This window comes from Clostridium sp. ZBS15, assembly GCF_023845705.1.
In the GTDB taxonomy this organism is placed as follows: Bacteria; Bacillota; Clostridia; order Clostridiales; family Clostridiaceae; genus Clostridium; species Clostridium aquiflavi.
In genome coordinates, this window is sequence record NZ_JAMQHY010000002.1 from 85,028 (window position 1) to 103,048 (window position 18,021).

Genomic DNA, 18,021 nt, shown 5'->3' on the forward strand with positions numbered 1-18,021 from the left:
GTGAGCAAAACCCACATGCTAAATTTTAACTTAAGTATTCTAATTAGTCTTTATAATCTGAATTTAAAGTTAATTTAACCGATGTGCCCTTGGTTATAACTTCTCCCGGATTAACATTTTGTTCTATTACCATACCTCCACCTTGGAAGATTGGTGTTATTCCAATACTAGTTAATAATTGATTAGCATCATCTTTAGAATATCCTCTTACATCAGGCATCACAACATTTTTATTATAAGACCCACTGTTACCTGTGTAAAGATTTATTTCAGATTCTTCCTTTACTGCATATCCTGGATATGGCTTCATATCTATAACAGTATCACCTGATTCATCTATAGAAAAATTTAACTTAGATTCTTTTAACACTTTCTTTGCTTCATCAACTTTCATTCCTCTAACCTCTGGAATAATAATATCTCTAGATATTTGACTTAAATTTTCATCAGAAAACTTACTATCTAAATAATTAAATATATCAGAGAATAGCATTTTAGCTGCTGGTGTACATACTTGACCTGCATAATATGAACCATTGCTTGGTTCATCTACTGTTACCATTACAGTTATCTTAGGATCATCTACTGGTGCCATACCAACAAAAGATGATATATATTGTCCTGAACCATAAGTACCATTTTCCGGATTCACCTTTTGAGCTGTTCCTGTTTTACCACCAATATGATACCCTTCCATAAAGGTTCCTGCACCAGATCCACCAGTTACAACTCTTTCAAGATAACTTCTAAGTTCTGCTGTTTTTTCCTTAGTTGCTACATCCGTTACTTTAGAATTAAATGATTCATCAACTATTTTAACTCCATTTTCACCACTATGAGTAATTTCCTTCATAACATGTGGTTGTATTAATTGACCACCATTTGCAACAGCATTAAAAGCTGTCATATATTGAACTGAATTTACAGTATTAGTTTGCCCGAAAGCTATAGTTGCTAAGTCTGTTTCTGAGATTTTATCAACCTTTTTAACAATGCCTCTTGTTTCTCCTGGTAAATCAATACCGCTTACTTTTCCAAATCCAAACTTTTCAATGTATTCACATAACTTTTCTTTTCCTATCATTTCTCCAAGCTTCATAAATCCAACATTACATGAATTTTGAATTATATCTGGAAACTTTTGAGCTCCATGGCCTTGTGTTCTCCAACACTTTATATATCTATTTCCAAAATGTAAGCCACCACCACATGTAAAATCAGTATTTGCATTTGCAATATTTTCTTCTAATGCAGTAATTGCTGTTATAACTTTAAAAATTGAGCCTGGTTCAAACATATCATTTACAAGTCTATTTCTCCACATCTTTTGTAATTTTTCTGATTCATTTGCACCTTCAAAATCTTCTGTGCCTTCATATGGAACATTAGGATTAAAATCAGGTTTATTAACCATAGCTAAAACCTCTCCACTTTTAGGATCCATAACTAATATAGATACTGCTTTAGCTTTATTGTCTTCATATGTTTGCTGTGCTGCTTTTTCAGCAAAGAATTGAATATTCTCATCAATTGTTAAAGTTATATCCTTTCCATCTACTGGAGGTGTGAATTGTGATATTGTATAAGGTAATTCTCCACTATTTCTATCTAATTCTGAAATTTTCATTCCAGGTACTCCGGACAAATAACTATTATATTGTACTTCTACTCCAGTTAACCCTTGACCATCAATATTAGTGCTTCCGAGAACATGTGATAAAAAATTATTATTCGGATAATATCTTTTAGTATCTGGTGATACCAAAACACCACTAATGTTTAAATCCCTTACCTTATCAGCAGCATCTTTTTCAATTCTTCTTATAAGCGTTGCTGAACCAGCATCTGCTCCACTTGGAAGCTTAGTTTCTAATTTTTCTTTTACCTTTTCTGAATCTAAATCTAGAGCGTTTGCAATAACAGGAGCAATATCAGCAGTTGTTAAGGCTTCCTGTCCTGGTTTTACATTAATTCCAACACTACTAAGCTTTTCTCGTCTTTTTTCAGTTAAATCTTGCCTTAAAAAAGATCTTATAGAATTTAAATCAAAGTCAACTCTATACACATTAGCAGATACAGCTAATTCTTTGCCATTTCTGTCTAATATTCTTCCTCTTCTTGCATCTATTTTTACTTCGCTTGTCCATTGTTCTTCCGCTCTTGCTGCATATTCTTGCCTTTTAGCTATCATTATGTAAGATAGTCTAATACTTAGCACTAAAAACACACAACTCAATCCTGCAATAATTACAGTCATTCTTTTGCGCATTTTTGCTCTATCTTTATAATTTAGTTTTTTCACTACTTATAACTCCTCCATATAATTTCTATTAGATTAAGTGTCTCTTTTTTAAACTGTAATGTAATTAAAAATCCCCTTATAATTAGTCTAAAAAATACTTATCTAAGAATATGAAGCTATTAAGCACTTAAACTTTACTACTTATTTTAAATTAATAAAAAGTTACTATCTGAATTTGCTTATAAACTTAGATATAAAGCTCTGTTTTTTGTTAACTTCAGTATCAGTATTTGTTTCTAAATTTGCAAAATAATTTTCAGAAAAATCTATCTTTACTATGTCATCTTTAGTAGGTAACATCATTGATAACTGCTTTTCTGAAGTTTCTTGTATATTTTGTAAAGATCCAAATTTTAAAAGTTTAACTCTTAATGCTTCATTTGTTTCCTCAGCATTATTAATTTCACTATTTATTTTCCCTAAATTCTTTTGCATATTATAAACCTTAGCATCTCCTGCAATAGTCATAAGTCCTAATGAAACTATTAATATAGATATTATAAGAGTACTTTTTCTTGCTTCTATTTTTTCATTTTTTATCTTAATGCTCTTGTTCTTTTTAACTTTTCGTAAATTTTGTTTACTTTTCTTGGGTCTACTTACTATTCTTTTTCTCGATGGTTTTACTGCTGTACTACCTTTAATATAATCATATTCTTTTCCTTCCAATTTATTCACATCCCCGCTTAATTTATAACATAATAAAAATTAAATTTTATAACTTTTCAATTATTCTAAGTTTCGCACTCCTACTTCTTGGATTTTCTTCAACCTCTTCTTTAGTAGGTTCTATTCCTTTTCTAGATACTAACTTAACACTAGGTTTTTTACCGCAAATACACATTGGAAATTCCTTTGGACATGTGCATGGATCATTAAGTTCTCTAAATTTAAGCTTAACTATTCTATCTTCTAAAGAATGGAAAGTTATTATTGCCATTCTTCCACCTGGGTTTAATCTATTTACACCATCTTCAATAGTTTGGTTAAGTATTTTAAGTTCTGAATTTACTTCTATTCTTATAGCTTGAAAAGTTCTCTTTGCTGGGTGTGGGCCTTCTCTTCTCGCTTTTGCTGGAATAGCTGCTTTAATTATGTCAACTAGCTCCATAGTAGTTTTTATAGGATTTTCGCTTCTTCTATTTACTATGCAGTTTGAAATTCTTTTTGCAAATCTTTCTTCACCATAATTTTTTATTATTTTGTATAATTCATCTTCGCTATATTCATTTACAATTTCATAAGCTGAAAAATCATTATCTCTATTCATTCTCATATCTAAAGGAGCATCTTTCATATAGCTAAAGCCTCTTTCTCCTTCGTCTAATTGGTAAGAAGATACTCCAAGATCCATCAATATTCCATCCACTTTAGGTATATCTAAATTTTGAAGAATATTATCTATGTCATAAAAATTACTATGAACATATTTTACATTTTCAAACCTTTTCAATCTTTCTTTTGCTGCTTTTAAAGCATCTCTGTCTTGATCTATTCCTATTAATACCCCGTCCTTTGATAAACGCTCTAATATATGAGATGAATGTCCTGCTCCACCTAGTGTACAGTCAACATAAATCCCATTCTCCTTTATATCTAATGCATCTAAGCACTCGTTTAGTAAAACTGAAATATGTTTAAATTCCATATTAAAAACTCCTTATATTCCTAAATCATTCATTTTTTCTGCAATCAGATCATAATCTATATCTGATTCATTGTAATTAATCCACTTTTCCCTGCTCCAAATCTCAACTCTAGATAATACCCCTATACTTACTATGTCCTTTTCTATGCCTGCATATTCTTTTAAATTTTGTGGAATTAATCCTCTTCCTTGCTTATCTAATTCTACTATACATGCACCAGAAAAAAAGAATCTTACAAATGCTCTTGCATCTCTATTTGTCAAAGGTAAGGTTTTAAGATTATTCTCCAAAATTCCCCATTCATTAATTGTATAAGCATAAATACATCCATCAAGACCTTTGGTTATTACAAACTTATCTCCTAAGTCTTCTCTTAGCTTTGCTGGAACAATCATTCTGTTTTTAGAATCTAATGAATGTTGATATTCTCCAATAAACATTAATTTACCCTCACCTTAATAATTTACAGCAATTTAAGCTCTATTTCAATCCACTTTAAACCACTTTAAACCACTTTATAATATTTATTCTATATAAATATTATATTTCCTTCCATATACTTAGTTTTTTTGAAATTTAATTAAATTTTTTAAACAAATAATAAAATTTTTATCTTTTTTTTCCATTTCTAAAATCATAGAGTAAATTCCCAAATATAAGAAATATAAAAATTAATATTAACCAAATTGGACCTTCAATTGGAGATTCTAATGAATTTGTAGCAGCTTTGTATAAAAAATAAAAATATATGACATAACCATTGAATAAAACTATATTAATACATTTTTCCTTTTTATTTTTTTCTATCGTAAATTTTACAATTAACTTAACTGTATATATACTTTTCCAAACAATTATTGCTGTAATTAAAAACATTAATACTAAATTCATAAAATTTCTCCTGATTTAATTCTTCTTAATATATACTTATTTAAATTTAGTTAAAAGTATCTTAAATAAATAAAAAAAATTAAAATAAAATTTTAATTTACAGTACTATTACTTTAATGTATATATTTTCAAATATATTTTTGATATAATTTTATTTATAAAAATTTTTGCTTATTTTTGCGGAGGGCTTATTCTTGAAAAAAAACATTGAATTAAAAACTATAAACACAAGAAGAATTTATAATTTAGATGATTATAAATATGGTTTAAAGAAAGGGATTCCAATTGCACTTGGATATCTATCTGTTTCTATTACCTTTGGAATGATGGCTGTACGGGGAGGCCTTAGTCCATGGATTGCAATATTAATATCAATGACTAACTTAACATCAGCAGGTCAATTTGCTGGTATTAACCTAATATTTATTTCTGCCTCTTATTTGGAAATAGCTTTAACTATATTTGTTATAAATATTAGGTATATGCTTATGTCATTATCTCTATCTCAAAAAATGCAATATAAAATACCTTTGTTTAAACGTTTTATAATATCCTTTGGTGTAACAGATGAAACATTTACACTTGCATCACTTGAAAAAGATGAATTAAGTTCTGAATTTATGTTAGGATTAATGACTCTTCCATATTTAGGTTGGGCATTAGGAACTTTTATAGGTGCTGTAACTACTAAAATATTACCTGCTTCTTTACAAGATTCTTTAGGTATAGCCTTATACGCTATGTTTATTGCTTTAATAATACCACAAATTAAAAAGTCCAAGCCTATATTAGTAGTGGTTATTATTGCTGTTACAATTAGTTGTATCTTTAGATATATTCCTTGTTTAAATAAAGTTTCTTCTGGATTTGTTGTTATTGTTGCATCAATAGTCTCTTCTGCAATTGGTGCTTATCTTTTTCCTATAAAGGAGGATTTATAAATGTATATAATTGTTTGTGTAATAATTATGGCTGTAGTTACTTACATACCTAGAGTAATTCCATTAACTATATTTAACAAAAAAATAAACTCAATATTTATTAAATCTCTCTTGAATTATATTCCATATGCTGTTTTAGGTGCTATGACATTTCCTAGTATATTTTATAGTACAGAAAACATGTTATATTCAACTGTAGGAACTTTAGCTGCTATAGTTTTAGCATATTTTGAAAAAGATTTGCTTATTGTTGCAGTTTCTTCAGTCTTAGTTATTTATTGTTTAAATATCTTTGTATAGAAGAACAAAATAGTTGTACCATATTTTATTAGTTGAAAGTGGAAATAAAAAATTCCACAATTTCCTACATAAAAAAAGTATAGTTAATATTTTTCAATATTAACTATACTTTTTTAAATTATTTTTTCATAGCTTCTAAAGCTACTATATTTAATAAGCTCCAAGGTTTATTAAAATGTGGTTGGAAGAAGAAATCTGTCATTGCGAGTTCTTCAACAGTCATATTATTTTGAATAACTACTGAAAGTGTATTCATAAATTGTGTTAAATCTAAATTAGATATTATTTGGCCACCAAGAACTCTTCTTGTTTCTTTATCAAAAACTAATTTTAAGCATGCTTCTTCAAAAGTTGGCATAAATTCTGGTCTATAATTATCTTTAACTACTACTGATTCTACATTAAATGAAGTTGTACTTTTTGCAACTTCTTCTGTTAGTCCAGTTGAAGCTATACACTTTTCGTATATCTTAATACCTGATGTTCCTTGAGTACCCATATACTTTAATGTTGGCTTTTCTATATTCATTGCAACTAATGTTCCCATTCTAACAGCATTTGTTGCAAGTGGAATATATCTTGTATCACCTGCTGGATTATATTTTACTACACAACAATCTCCAGCTGCAAAAACATCTTCTTTGCTTGTTCTCATATACTCATCTATTATGATTGCACCATTAGGTAATGTTTCTAATTTTCCTTTTACTAATGCTGCGCTAGGTGCAAAGCCAATACATAATATAACTAAATCCCCTTCATAAGTTCCACTATCAGTTACTACATGTGTTACTTTACCATTTTCACCTTTAAAACATTTTACCTTTTCACCTAAAACTAGATTTACATTATGATTTTTAAATTCTGTTTCTGCTATATCAGTAAATTCTTCATCTAAATATTTAGCCATTATCCTTTTTTCTGCATCAATTAAAGTAACATTTTTATTTTTCATTTGAAAAGCTTCTGCAAGTTCAACACCAATATATCCTGCCCCTATTATAACTACATTTTTTGCATCTTTACATTTTTCTTCAATAACTTTTGCATGATTATAATTTTTGCATAAAATAATATTTTCTAATTCTCCACCTTCAAATTTAGGTACTATTGGCCAAGATCCTAGAGTAAGAACTAATTTATCATAATTATCTTCAAAAATTTCTTCTGAATCTAAATTTTTAACTTTAATTTTTTTATTATCAAAATCTATATCTAAAACATCATGTTTCATATTAGTTAAAATTCCAAGAGATTTTAAATTTTCTGGTGAATTATAGAAAAGCTTTTCTGTTTCAGTAACAACCCCTCCTATACTTAAAGCAATACCGCATGATAAAAACGATATGTTATCATTTCTTTCATAAACTGTTATTTCACTTTCTGGATAGCGTTCCTTTAAATTAACAATGGTAGCTGTTCCTGCATGAGTACATCCTATTACAACAATTTTCATATATATATTTCCCCTTTTAACTATAAATATTCTTTATTAAAAAATAATAATTATCTTTTAATATATAATACACCTTATATTTAAAAAGGTAAATACCATTTAAATATTTTTAATTAATTTCACCCTTTTACTACAAGGTATATACTTATAATTTAGCATCTATTTTCTTTCTTTGTACCATCAAATAATAATGATAATAAAATGCTTGTAAGTAATATTATCATTATTATTAGTACTGAATTTACAACTGATATCTCAATTCCAAAGTGAAGTATTATAAGCTTTATTCCTGTAGACATTAATATAAATCCAACTCCATATTTCATAAATCTAAACATGCTATTCATTTTAGCTAGTACATAATACATACTTCTTAATCCAAGTATTGCAAATATATTAGATGTATACACTATAAATGTGTCTGTAGTTATTGAGAATATTGCTGGTATTGAATCCAAAGCAAATATTACATCTGAAAATTCTATAACTAATAAAGCAACAAATAATGGAGTTGCATAAAGAATTTTATTTTTTCTTTCAAAAAACTTCTTATTATTAATCGTATTACTTACGGGCATAACCTTCCTTAATAATTTAACAGCAAAATTATCATGAAATTGTATATTATCTTCTTTAGAAAACAACATTTTAAATCCACTGAATAATAATATCACTCCAAAAATATAAAGAATCCAATGGAATTTATTTACTATCGTAACACCAAGTAAAATAAATATAAGACGTAGTACCATAGCTCCAATAACTCCATATAATAAAACTCTTTCTTGATATTCTTCTCTTATTCCAAAGCTTGAAAATATCATTAAGAATAAGAATAAATTATCCAAGCTTAAAGACATTTCTATTATGTAGCCTCCAAAATATTCAATTGCAGCACTTTCTCCCTTAAAATGAAAAATAAATAGATTAAATATTATAGATAAAATTATCCAAAAACTTAAATTACGTAATGATTTTTTTGTTTCCATAAAATAACTCCTTATTAACATTCTTAAAGTATATATATTATTTTTCTTCTAAATATATCCTTACATAATAAAAGTTTAATTTTAAAAATATAATTTTTTAAAGAAAAAAGGAACCTTCAATCAAAGGTTCCTCTTAGTATTAAAAAATATGTTATACATTGAATCTGAAGTTAACTACATCTCCATCTTCCATTATGTAATCTTTTCCTTCAAGTCTGAACTTACCTTTTTCTTTTGCTGCCGCTTCTGATCCACATTCAACTAGATCATCATATCCAACAACTTCAGCTCTGATAAATCCTCTTTCAATATCAGTATGAATTTTACCAGCAGCTTGTGGAGCTTTAGTCCCTCTTTTAATAGTCCAAGCTCTAACTTCTTGAACTCCAGCTGTTAAGAAACTCATAAGTCCTAATAATTTATAACTTGCTTCAATTAACTTATCAAGACCAGATTCTTCCAATCCATATTCTCTTAACATTTCATTTTTTTCATCATCTTCTAATCCAGATAATTCTTCTTCTATTTTAGCACTTACAACTATTACTTCTGAATTTTCAGATGCTGCATATTCTTTTACTGTTTTCACATATTTATTTTCGAAGTTTCCTTCCATAACATCATCTTCGGAAATATTACAAGCATATAAAACAGGCTTTGAAGTAATTAAGAATAATCCTTTTACAAAAGCTTGCTCTTCATCTGTAAATTCTAAAGTTCTTGCTGGTTTATTAGATTCTAATTGTTCTTTAATTTTTTCCATAATTCCATATTCAAACTTAGCAGTTTTATCACCAGATCTTACAAGTTTTATACCTTTTTCCATTCTTCTTTCTAAAACTTCTAAATCTGAAAAAATTAATTCTAAGTTTATAGTTTCAATATCTCTTATTGGATCAACAGTACCTTCAACATGAACAACATTTTCATCATCAAAACATCTTACAACGTGAACTATTGATTCAACTTCTCTAATATTGGCTAAAAATTTATTTCCTAAACCTTCACCTTTTGAAGCTCCTTTAACTAATCCTGCTATATCATAGAATTCTATTGCTGTATATATTTTTTTCTTTGTGTTATACATCTTTTCTAAGACATCTAATCTCTTATCTGGAACACTAACTACTCCCACATTTGGTTCAATGGTACAGAATGGGTAATTAGCTGATTCTGCTCCAGCTTTTGTTATCGCATTAAATAATGTACTTTTACCTACATTCGGCAATCCTACAATTCCTAACTTCATTTATGTACAGTCCTTTCTAACATTTAATACACCTTTAAAAATTATACTCTAGAACGTCTTTCTTTTCAACTAAATATGTTTGATGTTATAGTATGAAGCTTGTAGGCAGAGAATTTTGCTTTAACACATCTAAAATAAATAGTTACTTAAATAAAAATCTATATTTAATAGAAATTACCATGATTAATAGTTTGATAAAATACAAACAATATTTTATATGAACATATTCTAAATCTGTAGAAATTTATTATTCTATATAATATTTAGAAAACGTTATGTAAAATAAGCTATATTTTAAGCCACTATTGGTGTTTTAGTATATATGCTAAATAAAATTGGAGTTTGTTTTATACTACAACATCAATGCTATTTTTAAATATAGCTAAAATAAATAATTTTAAGATAGAAGGTGGAAATTTGAAAAAATATTATAAAAAATCAATTTTAGCTTTATTAGTTTCAGTATTAACTATAAATTCTCTTGCTACACCTATTAATGCCAAATCCAAAAAGCCCAAGGAAGATGAAATGGAACAATTTATAGAATTTGAAGAAAATAAAGTTAAAGATATATTTTCATTGTTTTCTGATCAAGGAGAACTAAATTGGTATTATGTAGGTAAAGGTAAGGATATTGTAGCTGAAGGACCAAAAGAGTCAGTAGATTTCCTAAAAGAAAATGATGCTTGTTATCTAGGAGATACATCTAAAAAAGTAATATATCTTACTTTTGATGAAGGATATGAAAATGGTAATACAGGTAAAATATTAGATACATTAAAAAAATTAAATGTACCTGCTGCCTTTTTTGTTGTTAAACCTTATATTGATACTGAGCCTGACTTAATTAAAAGAATGGTTGATGAGGGACATTTAGTGTGTAATCATTCATCTCATCATCCTTCAATGGCATCAATTCATGATAAAGCTAAATTTGAATCAGAATTTACTGAAGTAGAGGAAGCTTATAAAAAGGTTGTAGGGAAAGATATGCCAAAATATTTTAGACCACCAATGGGTAAATATTCAAAAGATTCTTTAAAAATGACAAAAGACTTAGGATATAAATCTGTATTTTGGAGTTTTGCTTATAAAGATTGGTTAGTAAAAAATCAACCTGCTGAAAGTTTTGCAATAAATAAGATAACTAATGGTGCTCATCCCGGATGTATAATGCTTCTTCATGCTGTATCTGATACTAATGCTAAAATATTAGATACTGTTATAAAAAAATTACAAGATGATGGATATGAATTTAAATCCTTAAATGAACTTCCAACAGAATAAAGATATTTAGACTATTCTTAAACAATGCTTTTAAATATATAAAAAGGAACTATGCATAATGAATAAAAACTATGCATAGTCCCTTTTCTATTTAAGACTATAATTTTTAAAGATGTTTATATATGCATAGATTTAATTGCAAATTATTATTCTTGAAATATAACTGAATTTACTTGTGCTACAATTTCTTCTTTTTTATCTTTAGATTTATTAAATAAATCATCTAATTCTTCTTTTATTTCATTAAAGAATATTTCATCATCTCTTAAGCCATTTAAATTAACTTTGACATTCATTATTGCACTCTCTATAGTGCAGTGTAATAATATTGCTGACATGCCTAAGTCTGATAAAAGCATTTTGTTGCCATATTGGCTCATAACATCTAAATTTTTATAAAACTCAAAAGATTCTCTTGCTAATTTTAATGGTGGTAACATAGCTTCTTTTGTACCTTCTTTTATAGCATTATTTCTATTGCTTTTTTCTTCTTCTGTATCTTTAGGAAGTTTGTAGCAATCCATTAACTTTAAAAATCCATTTCGATCTTCTTCCATAAGCTCTAGGCTTCTATATGTAAATCCTTTAGATTTTTCTCTAAAATCATCTATCATAGTTTTAATTTCTTCATCTAATTGTTGGTATTTTTTCTTACCTACTGTTAAAGAATATACCATTGAATTCAGTGCACCTGATAATGCACCTATTAGCCCTGCTACACTTCCGCCACCTGGTGATGCTTTATCACTTTCTACATCCCCAATAAATTCTTTAATTGTTTGTTTATAAAATTCCATTAAAAATCCCCCTTATTTATTATTGCTTATATTTTTATTATCTAATATAGATATTATATATCCAAGATATATCCAGAACATAATAGATATAAAACTTATTATATAAACTAAATTACTTTCAAATGCATTTACTGCTAATATTCCAAGTAACATGGAAGATATTGTAGTCATTTGAAGCTTTTCTTTCCCCTTCAGCTTATCTAATCTCTTTATTATAAATACCATAATACTTATTAGAAAAATTAAAATTAATGCTAATGAAATAATTCCATTTACAGTTGCTATTTGAAGATAAATATTATGAAGTCCACCATATTCTATTCCTGGTAAATATTCAACTATTCTAGCATTTCTTACTGCTTCTATTAAATCTGAATTTCCTACTCCAAGCAACAGATTGTCTTTTATAACAAAACTAGCTGATTTCCATAAAATATTTCTTCCACTTGTAAAGCTATGTAGTCTGTCTTCATCAAAAGTTAATAATACACTTGAACATAATAATGGAATTATTAATAACGCTATTCTTAAATGTTTACTTTTTAAATATACAAATATAAATAAATATATTACAGCAATTATAAGCAAATATGAACTTCTCCCATTTGCTTTTACCATTGTAATACCCTGTATAATAACATTTAGAAATAATAATATTTTCATCTTAATATTATTATTTTTTAACATTAAATATATACTTAATACAACTGCTAATCCTGCTGCTATAGATAAAGCATTTTGATTTACAAAAATTCCAAATGATCGACCTGTTCCAAATACCATATCGGTTGCTTGTATAGTTATCTTCTTATAGTCCACATATAATGATACTATTGATAATGGTAACATTAAAGCAATATAAAAATATGATATAATATTCATTTCTTTTATATTTTGCCTTTTGCTTTTAAATACATCTATTGTATATAAAGATGTAAATATCATTAAATTAACTATCCATATTTTGATGTTTTCCGTAGTCCTATAAGAAAATATGTTAAGTGCTAAAGTAAAAATTATAAATAAAATTATTGGAATATCAAATTTATATATCTTTCTTGTTTTATAATCTTTAAATATCATAATTAATATTAGTAAAATACCCCATGCTAAAACAATAGTATTTAATTTTTTTATTGCTGGAACATATAAAAAAATAGTTGCAAAACCTAAGCTGACTAATATATATAGTAATCTAAAATATAATCTGTTACCTATAAAATTGTAAATTTTATTTAATACCTCTTTCATTTACTTTTTTATACACTCCCTTCAAATTCTTTACCAATAAATCTTCTGAATAATTTTTAACTGTCATATCTCTAATATTGCTTTCATCATAATTTTTATAATTTTCTTTCATATATTTCAATGCAGATATTAATTGCTCTTCATTGTTTTTTTCAATAATAATTCCATTTTTTTTAGTTATTATATCTTCAGCGCCACCATTTTTAGCACCTATAACAGGTTTGCCACAAGCTAAAGCCTCTATATATACAACGCCAAAGGTTTCATGTTCTGATGGTAATGCAAATATATCACAATTTTTCATTTCATTAGCTACCTCTTGCCTTGATAACGCCCCTAAAAAAAATATCTGTTTTTCCATACCTATACTTTTAACTAATTCTTCTAATAAAGATTTTAGAGACCCGTCTCCCCCTATTTTAAGTACCACATCTTCATTAATAAACACTTCTTTAAAAGATTTTATTAATAATTCCATACCTTTTCCCTCTTCAAGAAAAGCACATGAGAAAAAAGTAAGCGTATTATTTTTTGCGTCTTTATTGCACTCTGCTTCCGTATTAAATAAAGATAAATCAACCATATTATGAATAACTTCTATATCTCTATTTACATATGTGTTAAGTTCCTTTTTTAAGCCATTACCTACTGCTATTAATGAGTCACAACTTTCATAAGCTTTATAAATATGTTTTCTATAACTATATTTTAAATATTTTGCATACTTTAGTGATGAATGCTCTGTTATAACTAATGGTATATTATATTTTTTACTTATATAAGCTGCAGAAATTCCACCCCACATTGCAGAATGGGCATGTATTATATCAACTTTACCTTCTTTTTTAACTATTTCTTTATATAATTTATCCATTCTCTTATTAAAGCTTTTAAACATTAATGGATTCTTAGGAAAATAATTAAAATCTTTATATCTATAAGTTCTAAGGTTATCTTCTATACTAAAATTAATTTTTCTTTTTTCTTTTGTTTTACCAATTAACGTAAGTGGCCAAATTTCATTATAAGCCACCGTAATTTTTTCACCACTATTAGATAATGCTTTAAACTGTTCTTTAAAAAAGCTTCCATGAACTTTATTTCTTGGTGATGAATACCACGATGGTATTACCATAATATGCATTTTTATCACTTCTCTTCTAATATAGTATTTAGCTTCTTAACTATGCTATTCCATTCATATCTATAATCTGGTTCTGACTTTATATTATTACTTTTATATAAGCCTATTAACCTATATATATTATCTTTTATTTCTTTAACAGAATTACTAGCATTAATGCACTTTTCATTATTCTCAACTATATCTTTAATTGGATCATTATCATCACCATAAATAACAAAAATTCTTGCATCCGTTCCAAAATAATCATATATTTTTGCAGGTATTTGTTTAGAATTTTTATTACCAAATAAAAGTAATATTTCTGAATTTAATATATACTTAAGTGCTTCATCAAAAGGTATTCTAGATGAAACTTTTGCTATTTCTAGATTACTTAATTTTCTTTTAACTTCAATATCATCTATGTTGCCAAAAAATAAAATATTAAGTAATTCATAGTCATCTTTATTTTCATTTTTAATCTCTTCTAACGCTTCAATGAAAGGATTTATATTTCTTAATTTAGTAAATATTTCTCCTGTATAAACCATGTTAATTTTATTGTTTTGTATAAGTGATGGAGTATTTTCTAATGATAATTTATTATATAATTCTTTATCAAATCCTCTATTTAATATATAAGTAAAATCGCTTTTAGCTTCAACAACTTTGTATTGATTTAAGTAATCTTTTCTATTTTCTTCAGTTACAAAAATAAATTTATCTGATAATTCAACAACCTTCTTTTCCATATTCTTTTCGATTAGTTTTTTTAATATAAAAGAATTTTGACGTGTTGAATCCTTAAGCCAAGGATCACTCCAATATGTAATCCATGGTATATTTTTGAATTTTCTTTTTATATAGTATGCACACAAATGAGAAGATGGCGGCTCATGCATTGAAAATATAACATCAAATTTTTCTTGTTGCATAAGTTGAATTCCATACTTCGCTGCTTTTTTAGCCCATCCATAATACATATCAGGTATTACAAGTGCATTTTTAATCCTTCTTAAAATTTTTCTATTTTTTATAGATTCTTTATTTATCTTAGATACACTTTGCTTTCTAGGAATAAATTTTTTAAATATTACTCCACCATCAATTAAATGATATTTTATTTTGCTATCCATCATAGAAAATAAATATTCATCATAATATATTGAATTTTTAGGAAAATTAACAGTTAATAAATGTATCTCATTTCCTGGAATTTCGCTTAATTTATTTAAATACTGCAAAGTTTCTATTGCAGCTGAATTATTTATTAATGGAGAATAACAAGCTATAAATAATATTTTCATATGTCCTCCTATTATTTCTTCTTTACTTTGTTTAAAAATAAATTTTTTATCTCCTGTACCTCTTTTATATTAAATAAATTACATAATATAAAATAGCTTATGATACCAATAATAGTTCCAAAAATAATAATCATTATTTTTGGTATTATTTCATCCATAAAATTTATAAATGTAATAATGACTAATCCCATTAAAATTGAATTAATAATTATCTTGAATATTTTAACAAATAAATCTTTATAAGTAAAATTACGTTCTAATTTTGTAATACTAATAAATAATAAAATCGAAGTTATCATCATAGCTATAGAAGATGCTAATGCTACTCCATATATTCCTATAGTTTTTGATAATATTATGCTTAAACATATATTTATGATTACTCCTATAATTCCATTTACAGTTGTAATCTTAGTTTTTCCCATAGAAAATAAAGTAGAATTTAATATATCTCTCATTCCAGTAAAAAATATTCCAACTGTATATCCAAGTAAAGCTAAACTTGTTAATTTTACTGCATATTCTGTGAATTTTCCTCTTTCATATATAATACTTACAATATCTTCTTTAAATATTATAACTCCAACTGTAATTGGTATTAAAATTAGAGCTAAATATATAAGAGATTTTTTTAATAATTCTACAAACTCATCTATTTTTTTTGCATTCCTAGCATTAGCCATCATAGGATATGCAACACTGGATATAGATGTTGTTATTATACTATTTATAAAAAATATAAGCTTTTCTGCATAACCTAATGCTGAAATAGATCCTATCTCTAATGATGATGCAATTCTTTTGTCAACTATCATATTTAGAGAATTTGCACCCGCTGCTATAACCACTGGAATTATTAAGAATAAAATGGATCTTAATCCTTCATCTTTTAAGTTAACAAAAAATTTATATTTATACCCATGTGATACTAACGATGGTACTTGAACTACTACTCTAAAAAAGTTTCCTATAACATTAGCTATAGTTAATCCAATAATATCATAACTTCTAAAAAATAGTAAATACACTATCATAGGTAAGTTAAAAAACAAACCTAATATTGATGGTATAACAAAATCTTCATTAACTTGTAATAATGATGTAAAACATGCGTTAATTGACATAAATAATAAATTAATCAGTGTAATTCTAGTTAATCTAATTGCTAAAATAGTTGTTTCTGTATCAAACCCTTTTCCCAAAGCCATAACTATTTCTTTTGAGAAAATACTAGTTATAGCAAAAAATATAACTGAAATAATAAATAATATATTAATCACATTATTAGCAAAATAATACATTTCATTTTTGCCTTTTTTCGCTTTTATCTTACTTAGCACTGGTAAAAATGATGTAGAGATTGCAAGGCCTATAAGCATAAATATAGTTTCCGGTACAGTAACAGCAATATTATATGCATCTGTATACATACCAGCTCCAAAATTATTTGCAATAAGCATATCTCTAACAAAACCTATAACTCTGCTTATACACGATACTATCATTATTATTAAAGTAGATTTTAATAAAGTATTCTTCTTCATATTTATCACCTTTTATTATACTTTAATACTTTTATTAAAAACTTAGGTATAGAAGTAAGTCTTGTTATTCTCCAAGGTTCCTTTGTCACCCTGTAAAGCCATTCAAGTCCTAAATTTATCATCCATTTAGGTGCTCTTTTAGAAATTCCTGAAAATATATCAAAACTTCCTCCAACACCCATAAATATATTACAAGGTAATATATCCATATATTTTTCAATAAAATATTCTTGTCTTGGGCATCCCATAGCAATAAAAATAGCCCAAGGCTTTTTCTCTTTTATTTCATCTATTATTTCAGCACAACTATCTAAATCAAAATATCCATTATGTAAACCGCATATATCTAAATTATTAAATTCATTTTTAATATTTTCCGCACATTTTTGAATTACTTCTTCTTTTGCTCCTAATAAATAAATAGATTTATTTTCTAAATTAGCTTTTGATAAAAGATCTTTCATAACCTCTATTCCAGCTATTTTTTCTTTTACTGGATTTTTTAACAATTTAGAAGCAAGAACTGTCCCTACCCCATCAGGAATAATTACTGAGTTGTCTTCTTTAAAACATCTATTAAGTATTTTATCATTTAATCCATTAAATAATATCTCTGGATTTCCTGATATAATATTTATCTTTTCAAATTTCTCTATGTATTTCATCAGTTCTTTTTTGCTGCCATTAAATATTTTAAAATTAAGTATATCTGTAAACATAAAATTCGCTACTTAAATTACAAAGTTAAAAATTTAGATATAATTTAAAGTAGTTTCTCCTTTCATTATGTAGTATTTTCATAAATATAATACTTATTATTGATTAGACTATTATATCATATAATAAATCCCTTTTTATGTATTAAAATAATAATTTTTTAAAATTGCTATGTTTTAGCAACGTGTTGATATATGCAATAGGTAAAGTGGCAT

At 26.4% G+C, this 18,021-nt stretch carries 17 protein-coding genes; 3 read left to right on the forward strand and 14 right to left on the reverse strand.

Annotation, left to right across the window (positions count from 1 at the left end; all coding sequences use genetic code 11):
* Positions 1–43: 43 nt before the first annotated feature.
* From NG904_RS01040 to NG904_RS01060, 5 genes are all read right to left on the reverse strand, one after another.
* A complete protein-coding gene (locus NG904_RS01040) occupies positions 44–2,302 on the reverse strand; it encodes a stage V sporulation protein D (RefSeq protein ID WP_252213262.1) in 2,259 nt (752 codons plus the stop codon).
* A gap of 165 nt (positions 2,303–2,467) precedes the next feature.
* Positions 2,468–2,980 carry a cell division protein FtsL gene (locus tag NG904_RS01045; protein ID WP_252226048.1) on the reverse strand — a complete coding sequence of 171 codons (513 nt, stop codon included), beginning with the start codon at positions 2,978–2,980 and terminating at the stop codon, positions 2,468–2,470.
* Between the two features lie 37 nt (positions 2,981–3,017).
* On the reverse strand, positions 3,018–3,950 hold the full coding sequence (gene rsmH / locus NG904_RS01050; RefSeq protein WP_252229192.1) for a 16S rRNA (cytosine(1402)-N(4))-methyltransferase RsmH: 933 nt from the start codon (positions 3,948–3,950) through the stop codon (positions 3,018–3,020).
* 12 nt (positions 3,951–3,962) lie between these two features.
* Positions 3,963–4,391: a division/cell wall cluster transcriptional repressor MraZ gene (gene mraZ, locus NG904_RS01055; RefSeq protein ID WP_252229194.1), complete on the reverse strand. Its 429-nt coding sequence runs from the start codon at positions 4,389–4,391 to the stop codon at positions 3,963–3,965.
* A 169-nt stretch (positions 4,392–4,560) separates the two neighbouring features.
* Positions 4,561–4,842, reverse strand: coding sequence for a hypothetical protein (locus NG904_RS01060; RefSeq protein WP_252229196.1), 282 nt, complete (start codon positions 4,840–4,842; stop codon positions 4,561–4,563).
* A gap of 194 nt (positions 4,843–5,036) precedes the next feature.
* Here NG904_RS01060 and NG904_RS01065 point away from each other — a divergent pair, with 194 nt between their 5' ends.
* Both NG904_RS01065 and NG904_RS01070 read left to right on the forward strand, forming a co-directional pair.
* Positions 5,037–5,783 carry an AzlC family ABC transporter permease gene (locus NG904_RS01065; protein WP_252229198.1) on the forward strand — a complete coding sequence of 249 codons (747 nt, stop codon included), beginning with the start codon at positions 5,037–5,039 and terminating at the stop codon, positions 5,781–5,783.
* Positions 5,784–6,083: an AzlD domain-containing protein gene (locus tag NG904_RS01070; RefSeq protein ID WP_252213244.1), complete on the forward strand. Its 300-nt coding sequence runs from the start codon at positions 5,784–5,786 to the stop codon at positions 6,081–6,083.
* Between the two features lie 118 nt (positions 6,084–6,201).
* Here the strand turns inward: NG904_RS01070 and NG904_RS01075 are convergent, their stop codons facing one another.
* The 3 genes from NG904_RS01075 to ychF form a co-directional block, all read right to left on the reverse strand.
* Positions 6,202–7,539 (reverse strand): FAD-dependent oxidoreductase, encoded by a 1,338-nt coding sequence (locus NG904_RS01075; RefSeq protein ID WP_252229200.1) that lies wholly within the window; start codon positions 7,537–7,539, stop codon positions 6,202–6,204.
* 152 nt (positions 7,540–7,691) lie between these two features.
* On the reverse strand, positions 7,692–8,528 hold the full coding sequence (locus NG904_RS01080; RefSeq protein WP_252229202.1) for a TerC/Alx family metal homeostasis membrane protein: 837 nt from the start codon (positions 8,526–8,528) through the stop codon (positions 7,692–7,694).
* Between the two features lie 151 nt (positions 8,529–8,679).
* Positions 8,680–9,777, reverse strand: a complete 1,098-nt coding sequence (ychF, locus tag NG904_RS01085; protein WP_252229204.1) for a redox-regulated ATPase YchF — start codon at positions 9,775–9,777, stop codon at positions 8,680–8,682.
* 363 nt (positions 9,778–10,140) lie between these two features.
* Here ychF and pdaA point away from each other — a divergent pair, with 363 nt between their 5' ends.
* Entirely contained in the window at positions 10,141–11,064 is a 924-nt protein-coding gene (gene pdaA, locus NG904_RS01090; RefSeq protein ID WP_252229206.1) for a delta-lactam-biosynthetic de-N-acetylase, read from the forward strand.
* 146 nt (positions 11,065–11,210) lie between these two features.
* Here pdaA and NG904_RS01095 read toward each other — a convergent pair whose 3' ends face one another.
* Genes NG904_RS01095 through NG904_RS01120 form a run of 6 tightly spaced genes read right to left on the reverse strand, consistent with a single transcriptional unit; the run spans position 11,211 to position 17,808 of the window.
* The gene (locus tag NG904_RS01095; RefSeq protein ID WP_252229208.1) at positions 11,211–11,861 is read right to left on the reverse strand and encodes a cyclodeaminase/cyclohydrolase family protein; all 651 of its coding nucleotides are present in this window, start codon (positions 11,859–11,861) and stop codon (positions 11,211–11,213) included.
* A gap of 12 nt (positions 11,862–11,873) precedes the next feature.
* Positions 11,874–13,112, reverse strand: a complete 1,239-nt coding sequence (locus NG904_RS01100) for an O-antigen ligase family protein (RefSeq protein ID WP_252229210.1) — start codon at positions 13,110–13,112, stop codon at positions 11,874–11,876.
* Positions 13,093–14,256 carry a glycosyltransferase gene (locus NG904_RS01105; RefSeq protein ID WP_252229212.1) on the reverse strand — a complete coding sequence of 388 codons (1,164 nt, stop codon included), beginning with the start codon at positions 14,254–14,256 and terminating at the stop codon, positions 13,093–13,095. The genes NG904_RS01100 and NG904_RS01105 overlap by 20 nt, the downstream gene beginning before the upstream one ends.
* Before the next feature lie 5 nt (positions 14,257–14,261).
* Complete coding sequence (locus tag NG904_RS01110) at positions 14,262–15,545, reverse strand: glycosyltransferase family protein (RefSeq protein WP_252229214.1); 1,284 nt, start codon at positions 15,543–15,545, stop codon at positions 14,262–14,264.
* Positions 15,546–15,556: 11 nt separating this feature from the next.
* Positions 15,557–17,089 (reverse strand): murein biosynthesis integral membrane protein MurJ, encoded by a 1,533-nt coding sequence (gene murJ, locus NG904_RS01115; protein ID WP_252229216.1) that lies wholly within the window; start codon positions 17,087–17,089, stop codon positions 15,557–15,559.
* 5 nt (positions 17,090–17,094) lie between these two features.
* Positions 17,095–17,808: a WecB/TagA/CpsF family glycosyltransferase gene (locus NG904_RS01120; RefSeq protein WP_252229218.1), complete on the reverse strand. Its 714-nt coding sequence runs from the start codon at positions 17,806–17,808 to the stop codon at positions 17,095–17,097.
* Between the last annotated feature and the right edge of the window lie 213 nt (positions 17,809–18,021).